14 protein-coding genes are annotated in these 13,408 nt (G+C 69.4%); 9 read left to right on the top strand and 5 right to left on the bottom strand.

Annotated features, from left to right (window positions below; translation table 11 throughout):
• Nucleotides 1–33 precede the first annotated feature (33 nt).
• Nucleotides 34–450, bottom strand: coding sequence for a cobalamin B12-binding domain-containing protein (locus ACWCOV_RS03955; RefSeq protein ID WP_360537624.1), 417 nt, complete (start codon nt 448–450; stop codon nt 34–36).
• A gap of 134 nt (nt 451–584) precedes the next feature.
• Here ACWCOV_RS03955 and ACWCOV_RS03960 point away from each other — a divergent pair, with 134 nt between their 5' ends.
• The 4 genes from ACWCOV_RS03960 (at nt 585) to ACWCOV_RS03975 (ending at nt 4,404) form a co-directional block, all read left to right on the top strand.
• On the top strand, nt 585–1,436 hold the full coding sequence (locus ACWCOV_RS03960) for an esterase/lipase family protein (protein ID WP_449827719.1): 852 nt from the start codon (nt 585–587) through the stop codon (nt 1,434–1,436).
• Between the two features lie 364 nt (nt 1,437–1,800).
• A complete protein-coding gene (locus tag ACWCOV_RS03965; RefSeq protein WP_449827720.1) occupies nt 1,801–2,559 on the top strand; it encodes a M23 family metallopeptidase in 759 nt (252 codons plus the stop codon).
• A gap of 43 nt (nt 2,560–2,602) precedes the next feature.
• Nucleotides 2,603–3,121 carry a DUF6886 family protein gene (locus ACWCOV_RS03970; protein WP_449827721.1) on the top strand — a complete coding sequence of 173 codons (519 nt, stop codon included), beginning with the start codon at nt 2,603–2,605 and terminating at the stop codon, nt 3,119–3,121.
• Nucleotides 3,085–4,404, top strand: a complete 1,320-nt coding sequence (locus ACWCOV_RS03975; RefSeq protein WP_449827722.1) for a lanthionine synthetase LanC family protein — start codon at nt 3,085–3,087, stop codon at nt 4,402–4,404. Before ACWCOV_RS03970 ends, ACWCOV_RS03975 begins: the two co-directional genes overlap by 37 nt.
• Here ACWCOV_RS03975 and ACWCOV_RS03980 read toward each other — a convergent pair.
• Nucleotides 4,401–4,964 carry a hypothetical protein gene (locus ACWCOV_RS03980; RefSeq protein ID WP_449827723.1) on the bottom strand — a complete coding sequence of 188 codons (564 nt, stop codon included), beginning with the start codon at nt 4,962–4,964 and terminating at the stop codon, nt 4,401–4,403. The genes ACWCOV_RS03975 and ACWCOV_RS03980 overlap by 4 nt on opposite strands.
• Nucleotides 4,965–5,052: 88 nt before the next feature.
• Nucleotides 5,053–7,371 (bottom strand): DNA helicase PcrA, encoded by a 2,319-nt coding sequence (gene pcrA / locus ACWCOV_RS03985; RefSeq protein ID WP_449827724.1) that lies wholly within the window; start codon nt 7,369–7,371, stop codon nt 5,053–5,055.
• Between the two features lie 60 nt (nt 7,372–7,431).
• Here pcrA and ACWCOV_RS03990 point away from each other — a divergent pair, with 60 nt between their 5' ends.
• The 3 genes from ACWCOV_RS03990 to ACWCOV_RS04000 all read left to right on the top strand — a co-directional run bounded on the left by ACWCOV_RS03990 (nt 7,432) and on the right by ACWCOV_RS04000 (nt 9,335).
• Nucleotides 7,432–8,055 carry a class I SAM-dependent methyltransferase gene (locus ACWCOV_RS03990; protein WP_449827725.1) on the top strand — a complete coding sequence of 208 codons (624 nt, stop codon included), beginning with the start codon at nt 7,432–7,434 and terminating at the stop codon, nt 8,053–8,055.
• 78 nt (nt 8,056–8,133) lie between these two features.
• Entirely contained in the window at nt 8,134–8,730 is a 597-nt protein-coding gene (locus tag ACWCOV_RS03995; protein ID WP_449827726.1) for a ClpP family protease, read from the top strand.
• Nucleotides 8,727–9,335: a ClpP family protease gene (locus tag ACWCOV_RS04000; RefSeq protein WP_449827727.1), complete on the top strand. Its 609-nt coding sequence runs from the start codon at nt 8,727–8,729 to the stop codon at nt 9,333–9,335. The genes ACWCOV_RS03995 and ACWCOV_RS04000 overlap by 4 nt, the downstream gene beginning before the upstream one ends.
• Here the strand turns inward: ACWCOV_RS04000 and ACWCOV_RS04005 are convergent.
• Complete coding sequence (locus ACWCOV_RS04005; RefSeq protein ID WP_449827728.1) at nt 9,332–10,411, bottom strand: serine hydrolase domain-containing protein; 1,080 nt, start codon at nt 10,409–10,411, stop codon at nt 9,332–9,334. The two genes, ACWCOV_RS04000 and ACWCOV_RS04005, sit on opposite strands and share 4 nt — an antisense overlap.
• Nucleotides 10,412–10,476: 65 nt before the next feature.
• On the opposite strand from ACWCOV_RS04005, the gene ACWCOV_RS04010 reads away from it, so the two are divergent.
• On the top strand, nt 10,477–11,205 hold the full coding sequence (locus ACWCOV_RS04010) for a PIG-L deacetylase family protein (RefSeq protein ID WP_449827729.1): 729 nt from the start codon (nt 10,477–10,479) through the stop codon (nt 11,203–11,205).
• A 40-nt stretch (nt 11,206–11,245) separates the two neighbouring features.
• On the top strand, nt 11,246–11,977 hold the full coding sequence (locus ACWCOV_RS04015) for an alpha/beta fold hydrolase (RefSeq protein WP_449827730.1): 732 nt from the start codon (nt 11,246–11,248) through the stop codon (nt 11,975–11,977).
• Here ACWCOV_RS04015 and ACWCOV_RS04020 read toward each other — a convergent pair.
• On the bottom strand, nt 11,966–13,288 hold the full coding sequence (locus ACWCOV_RS04020) for an aminopeptidase C (RefSeq protein ID WP_449827731.1): 1,323 nt from the start codon (nt 13,286–13,288) through the stop codon (nt 11,966–11,968). The two genes, ACWCOV_RS04015 and ACWCOV_RS04020, sit on opposite strands and share 12 nt — an antisense overlap.
• Nucleotides 13,289–13,408: the final 120 nt, after the last annotated feature.

Below are 13,408 nucleotides of genomic sequence, written 5' to 3' on the forward strand. Positions count from 1 at the left end.
TTCCGGGCCGCAGGCCCGGGCGGTGGCCGGATCTCAGGCCGGGGAGGCGGAGGCGTCGCCGACGTTGGTCCGGACCCAGTCGACGATCTCGGTGGTGGTGGCGCCGGGGGTGAAGATCTTGTGCACGCCGAGCTCGGCCAGCGGCTGCAGGTCGGCGTCCGGGATGATGCCGCCGCCGAACACCACGATGTCGTCGGCCTCCCGCTCGGTGAGCAGCTCGCGGACCCGCTTGAACAGGGTCATGTGCGCGCCGGACAGCACCGACAGGCCGATCGCGTCCGCGTCCTCGGCGATGGCGGTCTCGACGATCTGCTCGGGGGTCTGGTGCAGGCCGGTGTAGATGACCTCCATACCGGCGTCCCGCAGCGCCCGGGCGACCACCTTCGCACCGCGGTCGTGACCGTCCAGGCCGGGCTTGGCGACGACGACGCGCAGAGGGCTCGTAGGCATGCTCGCAGGCTAGCCGCTCGATTCCTCACGGTTAAGACACGGCGGTATGTGTTCCCCGACACGCCGGATGGGAACCGGTTACCTTGGAAGAGATCGGACCAATCGGGGGGTCTGGTTGCCGTGAGGAGTCGCCCATGAGTACCTGGCAGGACGACGTACGCGGAGCGCTGGACGGAATCAGGTACAGCGCGCGGTCCGCCCTGTCACCGCGGGTGCTGCAAGGCGCGGCCGTGGAGATCGGGTGGCTCACCACCCACCTCGCGATGTATCCGCTCGGCCTGGTCGGCGGGTCCGGCACGGCCACCCGCCGGCTCAACCTGGCCGGCCTGACTCCGGCGCAGCGCGGGCTGCTGGTCAGCAACGTCCGCGCCGCCGGGACGCCGATCCTGCTGACCCACGGGATCATCGACAACCACACCATCTTCGCCCTGATGCGCCGGCAGCTGATGCGCCGGGGGTTCAGCAGCATCCACACGTTCTCGTACTCACCGCTGACGCTGGACGTACGCCGTACCGCGGAACGAATGGGCGAGGAGATCGAGCGGATCTGCGAGGAGTCCGGGTCCGACCAGCTGCACGTGGTCGGGCACAGCCTGGGCGGGCTGATCGCCCGGTACTACATCCAGCGGCTCGGCGGCCATGAGCGAGTTCACACCTGCGTCACGCTCGGCACTCCGCACCAGGGCACCGTCGCCGCGCGGCTGCTGCCGTGGCCGCTCGTGAAGCAGGTGCGGCCGGACAGCGAGCTGATGACCGAGCTGGCCGAGCCGGCGCCCGACTGCACAACCCGGTTCGTCGCGTTCTACAGCGACGTCGACCAGCTGATCGTCCCGCAGCGGCGGGCCCGGATTCGGCACGCCGACCTGGTGGCCAGTAACGTCCGCGTGAACGGCGTGGGCCACCTGTCCCTGCCGTTCCACGGTGACGTCGTACACCAGATCACCGGTGTGCTGGCCCATCTGGACGAGCAGGACACAGTTGCCTGACAAGTCAGCTTTCTGAGCGGTTGGAGCGGATGCACGTGCAGCCGCTCATGCAAAGGTTTCGTGAAGGAGACGCGGAAAAGTGGGTGGCAGGGTTTGTCGCCTCGTGACTGATCCGTTATCGTGCGTGGAGCCCGACCGGGAATAAAGCCTCCGGACGGGTGGGAAGAGCTCCAGCCCCTCCAGTCATGGAGCCCTTCCACAAGCCCCTCCCCTGTGACCGAAAGGCCACGTTGTGTCCCAGCACCGTGCCGCGGGAAACCGCGTCACGCCAGGCAACGCTGCGCGCAATCCCGGCGCAGGACGACACAGTGCCAAGCATCGCGTTGCCAGGCGAAACACTCCGAGCAGTTCCCAGATCGTCGGTTTGACCGCAGCGCTCGCTGCGGCGGCAGGAGCTGTCGGGTTCAGTCACAGCTCGCTCGCCTCGCCGACCCAGGCGAACTCCGCGGTGAACCTCGCCGCTCTCAGCATGGACAACGGGCAACTGTCCGGGATCACCACCGCACGCATCCAGGCCCGCCAGCTCGCCACCCGTGACTCTTCCCGGGTTCAGCTGGCCGGCAACGAGACGAACAAGAAGCAGGCAGCCGCCGCCCAGCTGGCCAAGGCCCGGGCCGCGAAGCTCACCGCCACCCAGGCCCTCACCGCCAAGCGCGCCTCGGCCCTCGCGAAGGCCAAGGCCGCCGCCGACGAGGCGGAGCGGAAGGCCCGCGAGTCGGCCACCCGCTGCGAGATGATGATCTCCGGCTACCACATCACCGCGACCTTCGGCCAGGGCGGCAGCCGCTGGGCCCGCAACCACACCGGCACCGACTTCGCGGCTCCGATCGGCACCCCGATCAAGACCGTGATGAAGGGTGTGGTGATCTTCGCCGACTGGGCCGGCGCCTACGGCCGCCAGGTCCAGGTCCGGCACGAGGACGGCACCGTCACCTGGTACAACCACATGTCGAAGTTCAGCGTGTCGGTCGGCGAGACCGTGTACGCCGGTGACCAGGTCGGCGCGGTCGGGATGACCGGCAACACCACCGGCCCGCACCTGCACTTCGAGGTGCACCCGGACGGCGGCGACGCCACCGACCCGATGCCGTGGCTGCGCGACCACTGCGGCCTCAACCCGTAAATCTTCGCGAAACTCCACCGACAACCTGACTAAGCTGCCGGTCATGCGTCCGGCGCCTGGTGAGGTCCTGCACTTCTCCGAAGATCCGACCATCGAGGTCTTCCGGCCGCACGTCGCCAAGACGACGCGCGAGGCCACCCCGTACGTCTGGGCCGTCGGCTACGACCGGGCTCCCGACTACTGGTTCCCGAGGCAGCGCCCTCGCGCGATGGCGTGGGTGGGCCCCTCCACCACCCCTGACGACCAGGCCCGCATCATCGGCGCCGGTTCCGGCAGCCGCGTGCACGCCGTCGAGTACGGCTGGCTGGACGCGATGCGCTCCGTCGAGCTGTACGCCTACCGCCTGCCTGCCGAGCCGTTCGCCGAGCTCGACGCCGCCGTGGTCGCCACGAGCGAGGTTCGGCCACTTTCGCCGCCGGAACGAGTGGGCGACCTGTTCGCCCTGCACGCCGAGGCCGGCATCCAGCTGCGCGTGCTGCCCCGGCTGCACGACTTCTGGGCCGAGGTCATCGTCAGCACGCTCGAGTGGAGCGGCATCCGGCTCCGGAACGCCCGATCATGACGTACGGCGAACTCGGCGAAGCCGCCTGGGCCTGGGTCCTGCAGCAGGTGCAGTGGGACGCGGCCGGCCCCTGGATCCCCGAGGCGGCCGGTGGTGACAAGCCGCGGGAGTACCTCGAAGGCATGCACAGCGGTGTCGGAGGCCTTGCCCACGCCCTGGCGGAGATCAAGCTGGCCCGCCCCTGGACCGAGGCGGAAACCGGGCTGGCCGCCGGGATCGCGGACCGGAGCCACGCGGCGATCCCGGCGGATCAGTCGATCACCTACTTCGACGGCCTGGTCAGCGCGATCGGCGTCCTCACCGCCCTCGGCGAACCCGCCTCGCAGCCCGCACTGGACCGGATCACCGAGCTGGCCACGGACGACGGCTGGCACGAAAGCTTCCTCGACGCGCCCAAGTACCTCCCTGGCGCGGTCGCGAACGACGCGACGCTCGGCACCGGCGCCGTACTCATGGGTGCCCTGTGGGCCGGTCGCCGAGGGGTGGACGCGCAAGCCTTGGCCGAGCGGGCAGCTGACCTGCTTCTCGGCGAGAAAGAGGAGCCGGACAACTGGCAGTTCGTCCCACGCCGCTTCTGCGCCGAACCGCCGGGCGAGATGCCGAACTTCTCGCACGGCCTGGCCGGGATCGCGGCGATGCTCGCCGTGGCCGGCGTCGAGCTGGGGCGGCCGGACCTGGTCGACGCGGCTCGCGGCGGCGCCGAGCACCTGGTCACGCTCGGGATCAATGACGACAAGGGCTTCCGGGTGCCGCGCGTCATCCCGTGGAGCGAGCGGCACGGCGACGAGTACACCTACAACTGGTGCCACGGCGGAGCCGGCACGTCGCTGCTGTTCCGGGCCCTCGAGTACGCCGGCGTCGACAAGGTGACCGGTGAGACGCCGGTCGTGTGGCATCGGCGCTGCCTGGACAGCGTGCGGCACTCCGGCATCCCCGAGCGGCTGCATCCGGGCTTCTGGGACAACGACGGACGCTGCTGCGGTACGGCGGGAGTCGGCGACAGCTTCCTGGACGCGTGGCACCGTGACGGCGACGAGCAGGACCTGGAATTCGCCGTACGACTCGCGGATGCCTTGGTGGAGCGGGCGTTCCACGAGGACGGGACGGCGTACTGGCGGTTCGTCGAGCATCGCAACGAGGATCCGCTGCTGCCGCCGGGGGTCGGCTGGATGCAGGGCGCGGCCGGGATCGCGGCGTACCTGTTCCGGCTGCAGCGGGTGCTCGACGGTGGCCGGCAGGCTGTCGAGCGGATGGACAACTGGTGGGCACTCAGACCGGCTTAGCGCCGCCAGACCTCAGCGGTCGTGAGAAAGGCGGAGGAGCCCGGTTTGTCGGGTGAGCCGTCGACCTGGACGAAGCCGGGCACCGAGGCGCCGCCGATCGAGACGGTCGCGGACCGGACCGGCGCGATCACCAGGCTGAGGCTGTGGTTGCCCTCGGCCAGCTGGAAGTTGTCGGTGGCGAACAGCCGGCGGTCGAGCACCCCGCCCATCTCGATCTGGATGTCGGCGGCCTTCGCGCTCAGCCCGTCGGCCAGGTTCATCGACACCTGCACGAGGTCGCGCTCGACCGCGGGCTCGTGCCAGGGCAGGCCCTGGACCTCGAGGAACGAGCGGACGAAGTAGCGCTCCAGCCAGGCGGCCAGGTCGACGTCCTCCGACACCACCCGGACGATCCCGTCGAACCAGAGCACGACCGCCGTCCCGGCGCCGCGGATCGACCAGTCGACCATCCAGATCGACGCGTACGCCGTCACCTTGCCGGCCTCGTCGAACAGCCGGAGCCCAGGGTTGGCACCCGCCAGGATGATCCGGCGGTTGTTACCTGCTGCCGACTTGGACATGGGGCGAACACTTCCGGAGGGAGGGCCGAAGATCCTTGATTGTCTCAATCTCCGGCCCAGATGCAACGAGTTCGTCCAAGAAGTTGACTTAGATCTTCTCCACCGGTGCGTAACGCAGCAGCAACCGTTTGACACCTTCGGACCCGAAGTCGATATCCGCCTGAGCCTGCTGGCCCTCGCCGCGGACGACCACGACCGTGCCCATCCCGAAGCTGTCGTGGACGACCCGGTCGCCCGGGTTGAGGCTGATCACCGGCTTGTCGGAGGCCGTCCGGCGTGGTGGCTCGTAGCGGCTCGAGATACCGCTGCCGGTCGACGTCCCGGTGCCGGACCAGCGGGTGATCGCGGACTCGTCGCGCCGCCAGTCGAGCAGCTCGGCCGGGATCTCCTCCAGGAACCGGGACGGCGGGTTGTGCTGCGGAGCGCCGTACGCGGACCGGACCGCGGCGCGCGAGATCGCGAGCCGCTGCCGGGCCCGGGTGATGCCGACGTACGCGAGCCGGCGCTCCTCCTCGAGCTCCTTCAGGTCGGTCAGGGACCGCGAGTGCGGGAAGACGCCGTCCTCCATGCCGGTCAGGAAGACGACCGGGAACTCCAGGCCCTTCGCGGTGTGCAGGGTCATCAGCGTGACCACACCACCGTCGTCGGCCGCGTCCGGGATCTGGTCGGCGTCGGCGACCAGCGCGACCCGTTCCAGGAACGCCTGCAGGTCGGCCGCCTCACCGGCCGCGGTGCGCTCCTCGACGAACTCGCGGGCCACCGAGATGAACTCGTCCAGGTTCTCCAGCCGGGTCTCGTCCTGCGGATCCGGGGACTTCTGCAGCGTCTCGTAGTACCCGGACCGGTGCAGCGCGACGTCCAGGATGTCGTCCGGCGGGGCGCCCGAGTCCACCATCGCGGTGAGCTCGTCGAGGATGTCGACGAAGGCCTGTACGGCGTTCACCGAGCGGCTCGCCATCGCCGGCGCGTCCTGGGCCCGGCGCAGCGCCTGGGCGAACGACGTCCGGTCCCGGGCCGCCAGCGCCTCGATCGCGGCCTCGGCCCGGTCGCCGATCCCGCGCTTCGGCTCGTTCAGGATCCGGCGCAGCGAGACGGTGTCCTCGGGGTTCACCAGCACCCGCAGGTACGCGAGCGCGTCGCGGACCTCCTTGCGCTCGTAGAACCGGACGCCGCCGACCACCTTGTACGGATGGCCGGTCCGGATGAAGACTTCCTCGAAGACCCGGGACTGCGCGTTGGTCCGGTAGAACACCGCCACGTCGGACGGCTTCACACCGTCGGCGTCGGTGAGCCGGTCGATCTCGTCGGCGACGAACTGGGCCTCGTCGTGCTCGTTGTCGGCGACGTACACCGCGATCTGCTCGCCCTGGCCCTGGTCGGACCAGAGGTTCTTCGCCTTGCGGCCCTCGTTGCGCGCGATCACCGCGTTGGCCGCGGACAGGATGGTCTGGGTGGAGCGGTAGTTCTGCTCCAGCAGGATCGTCTCGGCGCCGGCGAAGTCCTCCTCGAAGGCGAGGATGTTGCGGATCGTCGCCCCGCGGAACGCGTAGATGGACTGGTCGGAGTCACCGACCACCATCAGCTCGGCCGGCGGCGCGGTCGGCCCGTTGTAGCCGGGGTCGTCCTCGCCGCAGAGCTCGCGGATCAGCGTGTACTGCGCGTGGTTGGTGTCCTGGTACTCGTCGACCAGCACGTGCCGGAAGCGGCGGCGGTAGTACTCCCGGACCTCGGGGAAGGCCTGCAGCAGGTTGACCGTGGTCATCAGCAGGTCGTCGAAGTCCAGCGCGTTCGCCTGGGCCAGCCGCTCCTGGTAGATCCGGTAGCACTCGGCGTAGGTCTCCTCGAGGTGGTTCGAGGTCTTCGCCGCGGCGGTCTCGTGGTCGATCAGCTCGTTCTTCTGGGTGCTGATCCAGTTCAGCACGGCGCGCGGGTTGTACCGCTTCACGTCCAGGTCGAGCTCGCGGCAGACCAGCGTCATCAGCCGGCGGGAGTCGGTGTCGTCGTAGATCGAGAACGTCGAGCTGATCCCGAACCGCTTGATGTCGCGGCGCAGGATCCGCACGCAGGACGAGTGGAACGTCGAGACCCACATCAGCTTCGCCCGCGGCCCGACCAGGTCCACCACCCGCTCGCGCATCTCCGCGGCGGCCTTGTTGGTGAACGTGATCGCCAGGATCGACCCGGGGTGCGCGTCGCGGGCCGCCAGCAGGTAGGCGATCCGGCGGGTCAGCACCCGCGTCTTCCCCGAGCCCGCGCCGGCGACCACCAGCAGCGGCTTGCCCGCGTGCACGACAGCGGCCCGTTGCTGTGGGTTGAGCCCCTCCAGCAGCGAGTCCGGGTCGGTCCGATGCTTCTTGGGCTCCTCCAGCGGCACCGGGAGCTCATCAGGCGAGAACAGCGTAGTCATCACCACTCACCTTAGGCGGTCCCCCGGACAGTTCCCGAAACACGCACGTAGGGTGGCCGGATGGGGCAGTCACATCCGGTGTTCGCGCGGCTGTACGCGCGGGCGCGGCCGGCACTGGACGAGCAAGGGGCGGCCGGGCACCGCAAGTCGCTGCTGGCCGGGCTGGCCGGCCGGGTGGTCGAGGTCGGCGCGGGGGACGGCGGGAACTTCGCGTACTACCCGACCGACGTGCACGCTCTCGTGGCGGTCGAGCCCGAGCCCTACCTGCGGGCGAAGGCGGACCACCAGGCCTTGGTCGCGCCGGTTCCGGTCGAGGTGGTGAACGGCACAGCGGACCGCCTGCCGCTGGCCGACGGATCCGTCGACGCCGTCGTCACGTCCTTGGTGCTCTGCTCGGTGCCCGACCAGTCCGTCGCGCTGGCCGAAGCCTTTCGAGTACTACGACCAGGCGGCGAACTGCGCTTCTACGAACACGTGGCCGCCGAGCCCGGCACCGGCCTCGACCGCTTCCAGCGGATGGCCGACGCCACCATCTGGGCCTGGTTCAGCGGCGGCTGCCACGTCCACCGCAACACCGCCGCCGCCATCAGGTCGGCCGGCTTCACGATCCAGGACCTCGACCGCTTCCGCTTCGGTCCCAACCCCGCCTCCCCCCACATCCTCGGCCGCGCAACCCGTCCTTAGCGCTTGTCCGCTGTGGGCAGAGTTGCCGACAGCAGAAAAGCTGGGGTACGGCGGTGCGGCCGGGTCAGGGTTGTGGACATGGCTGAAGACAACAAACCACCGCTGTTCAACGAGTCGGCGCGGCAGCGGCTGCTCGGGCAGCGGATCGTCGTACTGGACGGGACGCTCGACGACGACAACGGGACCTTGCTGGCGACCCAGATCCTCACCCTCGCGGCCGAGGACCCGGACCGGGACATCGCGTTGTGGATCCACTCGCTCGGCGGCTCGGTGCCGTCGATGCTGGCGATCCGGGACGTGATGCGGCTGGTGCCGTGTGACGTGTCGACGCTGGCGATCGGACTCGCCTGCTCCGCCGGCCAGTTCCTGCTGTCCGCCGGCACACCGGGCAAGCGGTACGCGCTGCGGCACGCCAGGGTCCTCATGCACCAGGGCTCGGCCGGGATCGGCGGCTCCGCGGTCGAGATCGAGATCCAGGCCAACGACCTGCGGCACATCCGCGACACCGTGCTGTCCCTGATCGCGGACGACACCGGGCAGCCGTTCGACGTGGTGCACGAGGACTCGCTGCACGACCACTGGTACACCGCCGAACAGGCCCGCGAGTACGGCTTCATCGACCACATCGTCGAGTCCTTCGACCAAGTGATGCCCCAACGGAAGGCGGCGGCATGAGCACCTACACCATTCCGAACGTCATCGCCCAGCACCCGCGGGGCGAGCGGATCATGGACGTCTACTCGCACCTGCTCAGCGAGCGCATCATCTACCTCGGTACGGCGATCGACGCCGGTGTCGCGAACGCGCTGATCGCGCAGATGCTGCACCTGGAGGCGGACAAGCCGGACCAGGAGATCAACCTCTACATCAACTGCGAGGGTGGCGACATGACCGCGATGCTCGCGATCTACGACACCATGCAGTTCATCCAGGCGCCGATCGCGACGTTCTGCGTCGGCCAGGCGATCTCGGCCGGCGCGGTGCTGCTCTCCGCCGGTGCGCCCGGGCGTCGCGCCGTACTGCCGCACGCGCGGGTCGTCCTGCACCAGCCGGCCGCCCGTGGTCAGGGCACCATCCCCGACCTGATCCTGCAGGCCGACGAGGTGGTCCGGGTCCGCAGTCAGGTCGAGACGATCCTCGCCGAGCACACCGGGCAGACGATCGAGCGCCTGCGGCACGACACCGATCGCGACCACGTCCTGACCGCCGACGGCGCACGCGAGTACGGCATCGTGGACCACGTCATCCAGCACCGCATCCCAGTGCCGGTTTTGGCCTAGTCGAACGCCGCTTCCAGCACCTTGTCAGCCACCGCGGCGTGGTGGGCGACATCGGCCTCGCGGCGGCCGATCCGGTTGGTCAGGTAGGCGTAGGCGATCCGGCGATCCGGATCGGCCCAGCCGATACAGCAGTTGCTGCCGTTGTGCCCGAACGTCCGCGGGCTGCTGGTCGTCCCGAGCGGCGTGACCACGTTCGGGACGAACCGCGGCCCGCCGAGCTGGAACCCCTGCGACCACCGGATCGGCGCGCCGACGGTCCGGTCCAGCTCGCCCTCGCTGCTCGGTTCGACCGCAATCGCGATCGTCTCCGGCCGCAGGATGCCCGATCCACCCTGCAACAGCGCCTGGTACAGCGCGGCCAGGTCCCTTGCGGTAGTGGAGATTCCAGCCGCCGGTACGACGGCCGCGCGCGTACTGCGCTTGTTCACCACCGACTGGACGAACGGGCCGGCCACCCCGGACACGCGGATCGGCACACTGCGGTGCGACTGGTCGAAGGGCACCCCGAGGTAGGTGTCCGCGAGACCGAGCGGCTCGAGGACGGAACGCCGTACCAGCTCGGCGTATGGTTGCCCACTGCATCGATGTGCGACCTCGGCGAGCACGAACCCGAACGCGAGCGGGCTGTACGCGACCGTGCCGAGCGGCCAGCGCGGCCGGGCCTGCTCGATCCGCTCCAGCGACCGGTCCCAGTCCGCCATCGCACGGGCGTCGCCGACGTACGACCCGACCGTGGTCAACCCGGACCGGTGCTGCAGCACCTGCCGGACGGTGATGTCCCGTTTGCCGGCCGCGCCGAACTCGTGCCAGTACGCCGCCACCCCGTCGTCCAGGTGCAGCAGCCCGGACTCGACCAGCTGGTGGATCACGATCGCGACGTACGGCTTGCTCGCGGAGAAGAGCCAGAACAGCGCGTCCGGCGCACATCCGATCGCCTGGTCGACCACCACCCGGCCGTCCCGCACCACACACAACTGCGCGGCCGCCTTCCGGGACCGCACCAGCTCCACCGCCGCCCCCAGCCGCCCGGCATCCATCCGGACGTCCCGCGGTTCGCACTCCCCACCCAACTCCATGAAACCTCCTCCCCCATCGGATCCAGCTTGCCCCCAGTACCCAAGTCACGGTTAGGGTCGATGAGGTGAGCGTCACTGAGGGGAATCCACGGCCGGACAGTGAGATCGAGCGGGTGCTGGTCGTGGTCGCGCACCCGGACGACATCGACTTCGGCGGCGCCGGGACAGTCGCGGGCTGGACCAAGGCCGGGATCGAGGTGCACTACTGCGTCGTCACCGACGGTCAGGCGGGTGGTTTCGAGCCGGACCGGGACCGGGCCGAGATTCCCGCGGTACGGCGGGCCGAGCAGACGACCGCCGCCGAGCACGTCGGCGTCCGCGACCTGCACTTCCTCGGGTACGTCGACGGCCAGGTCGAGGCGAGCCCGGAGCTGGTCCGCGACCTCACCCGGCTGATCCGCCAGGTCCGGCCGCAGCGGCTGCTCACCCAGTCGCCCGAACGCTGGTGGGCACGCCTGCCGGTGTCCCACCCCGACCACCTCGCCACCGCCGAGGCGACCGTCCGCGCCTTCTACCCCGCGGCCGGCAACCCCTACGCGTACGACGACCTGACCGAGGAGGCGTGGGACGTCGGCGAGCTGTGGATGATGGAACACCCCGAACGCAACCACTGGGTCGACATCACCGACACCATCGACCAGAAGATCGCCGCCCTGCTCTCCCACGCCAGCCAGCACCGCGATCCCGAGACGCTCGCTACCAACATGCGGCGCTGGGCCCAGGAGAACGCCCGCGACGCCGGCCTCCCGGCGAACCACTACGCCGAGGCCTTCACGGTCGTCCGCCTCGGCTAATCAGTTTGCGCTTCGCGGTGCGAGCAGCGAGGGTGCGGCCATGACGATTGCGCACTGGGTGGTTGGGGACGGGCCGGCACTGCTACTGGTACACGCCGGGGTGGCTGACGCACGGATGTGGGCCAGGCAGGTCGATGAGCTGAGCCAGGACCACCGGGTGATCACCCTGGACCTGCGCGGGTACGGCGAGACCCCGCTCGAGCCCGGGGCGAAATACTCCGATGCGGGCGACCTGCTCGCGGTCCTCGACGAGCTCGGCGTCGAAACGGTCGAGGCCGTCGGAGCGTCGTACGGCGGCTATGTCGTGCAGCAGGCGGCCAGCCGGCAGCCGGCGCGGTTCAGCCGGTTGGTGCTGCTCTGCGCGCCGACCGACGGGGTCGTGCCGACCGACGACATTCGCGCGGTCTGGGGCGAGGAAGGGCAACTGCTGGAGGCGAACGACGTCGACGGCGCGACGGACCTCATGGTGCGCAGCTTCATCGGTCCGGACGCTTCCGACGAGGCGCGGGAGCTGCTTCGGACCATGCAGAAGCGGGCGTACGAGGTCCAGAACGCCGCCGGGGACGTCGACAACGAGGAGTGGCCGGTCGAGCCGGAGAAGATCAGCGCGCCCGTGAGGTTGGTCACGGGCGCACATGACTTCGCCTGGTTCCGCGACTGCGCGGCCTACCTGGCCGAGCGGCTGCCGAACGCCGAGCTCGTCGAGCTGCCGTGGGCCGGCCACCTGCCGACCCTCGAACGACCCGCCGAGGCCCTGGGGCTAATCCGCTAGGGCGCCCATCGGGTCCCACGCCGGCAGCACGATCGGCGCCTCGTCGAGCCGGGCCTGGAGCTCGGCCGGCAGGGCGGACCGCCGTACGGCGATCTCGAAGACGTGCTCGCCGAACCACGAGTCGTTCATGGTCCAGAAGCCGTTGTCCGCCTTCTCGTCACCCCAGCTGTTCTCCACCCGCCAGCGCCGCGGCTTGCCGTCCACCACGTCGACCCCGGTGAACAGCATCGCGTGCGTCATCAGCGTCTCGTGGTGCAGCAGCCGGTCGGCCTTGTCCAGGGTGAACCCGGTGTCGTAGACCGAGCCGTAGTCGTACAGCTTGGCGTCCCAGTAGCCGAGGTCGGCGTTCATCTGCTTACCGACGTCACAGCCGAACCAGACCGGCTCGCCGCCGACGATCGCGTCCTGGGTGAGCTGTTTCATCAGGTCGATCTCGACGTTCAGGTAGACGACCGGCGGCGCGTCGATGACGTTGCCGAGATAGTCGACGGTGAAGGTCTTCCCGACCGGGCTGGACGCGCGCGGGTCGTGCACCAGGCAGACGTACTCGTCGACCGGCAGCTGCACGTACGCCGCCGCGAACTCGGTCGGCGTGGTCCAGCCGTCGCGGTGGAAGCCCTTGTCGCTGTCCTTCCACTGCCACAGGAACTTCTGCGGTGGCGTGCCCAGGTGGATGCTCAGCACCCGGTGCACGGTGGCCAGGATCTCCTGCTTGCGGTCGCGCTGCGTCTCCACGCCGTCCAGCGCGCGCAGGTCGCGAGCGCCCTGCCGGAGCAGCTTGCGCAGGATGTCGTTCAGCTGGGCGGTCGACGACGAGCTCTCGGTCTCCGGCATCGCCGACTTCGGCACCAGGCCGTGCTTGCGGACCAGCGCGACGAACATGTTCCACTGGCCGCCGTCACCGATCGGGTCGGACAGCAGGTGCGCCACGGTCCGGTCGTCGACGTCCCGGCCGGCGGTCTCGATGATCGCCTCCAGGAAGAAGTTCGACCGCTCGATCTTGTCCCAGAACAGCAGGTAGTTCTGGGAGAACTCGAAGTCCTTGACGCCGAGCTTGCCGGCCGCGCCGACGCGGAGCAGGTTCAGCCCGGCGAACAGCCAGCAGCGGCCGCTCTTCTTCTGGTTCGTCACCTTCCAGTCGTCGAGAAGGTGCGACACGGAGTGGTCGATCGAGGTGACGACCTGGCGGTCGAGGGCGATGGTGTTCACCGGCGTCTGCGTGACGGCGTTCTGCATCACCCGGTACTGCGGGTTCGACACGAACTCCTTCTCGAAGAGCGCGAGCTGTTCGGCTGTGAGATTCCGCTCCATAGCACTCGACGGTATAACAGCCGCCAAGCCTGCAGCGCCTCCGCCGGGGTGGCGAATCCGCGCCCTGTCCACAAGGCGACACAACCGCTATCCTAATTGAAAACGACATTCAACAAGGAC

The organism is Kribbella sp. NPDC002412, from assembly GCF_053592935.1.

Coding starts and splice junctions, on each gene's coding strand:
- ACWCOV_RS03955 (WP_360537624.1), bottom strand. CDS start 450: ATGCCTACGAGCCCTCTGCGCGTCGTCGTCGCCAAGCCCGGCCTGGAC.
- ACWCOV_RS03960 (WP_449827719.1), top strand. CDS start 585: ATGAGTACCTGGCAGGACGACGTACGCGGAGCGCTGGACGGAATCAGG.
- ACWCOV_RS03970 (WP_449827721.1), top strand. CDS start 2,603: ATGCGTCCGGCGCCTGGTGAGGTCCTGCACTTCTCCGAAGATCCGACC.
- ACWCOV_RS03980 (WP_449827723.1), bottom strand. CDS start 4,964: ATGTCCAAGTCGGCAGCAGGTAACAACCGCCGGATCATCCTGGCGGGT.
- pcrA (WP_449827724.1), bottom strand. CDS start 7,371: ATGACTACGCTGTTCTCGCCTGATGAGCTCCCGGTGCCGCTGGAGGAG.
- ACWCOV_RS03990 (WP_449827725.1), top strand. CDS start 7,432: ATGGGGCAGTCACATCCGGTGTTCGCGCGGCTGTACGCGCGGGCGCGG.
- ACWCOV_RS03995 (WP_449827726.1), top strand. CDS start 8,134: ATGGCTGAAGACAACAAACCACCGCTGTTCAACGAGTCGGCGCGGCAG.
- ACWCOV_RS04000 (WP_449827727.1), top strand. CDS start 8,727: ATGAGCACCTACACCATTCCGAACGTCATCGCCCAGCACCCGCGGGGC.
- ACWCOV_RS04005 (WP_449827728.1), bottom strand. CDS start 10,411: ATGGAGTTGGGTGGGGAGTGCGAACCGCGGGACGTCCGGATGGATGCC.
- ACWCOV_RS04015 (WP_449827730.1), top strand. CDS start 11,246: ATGACGATTGCGCACTGGGTGGTTGGGGACGGGCCGGCACTGCTACTG.
- ACWCOV_RS04020 (WP_449827731.1), bottom strand. CDS start 13,288: ATGGAGCGGAATCTCACAGCCGAACAGCTCGCGCTCTTCGAGAAGGAG.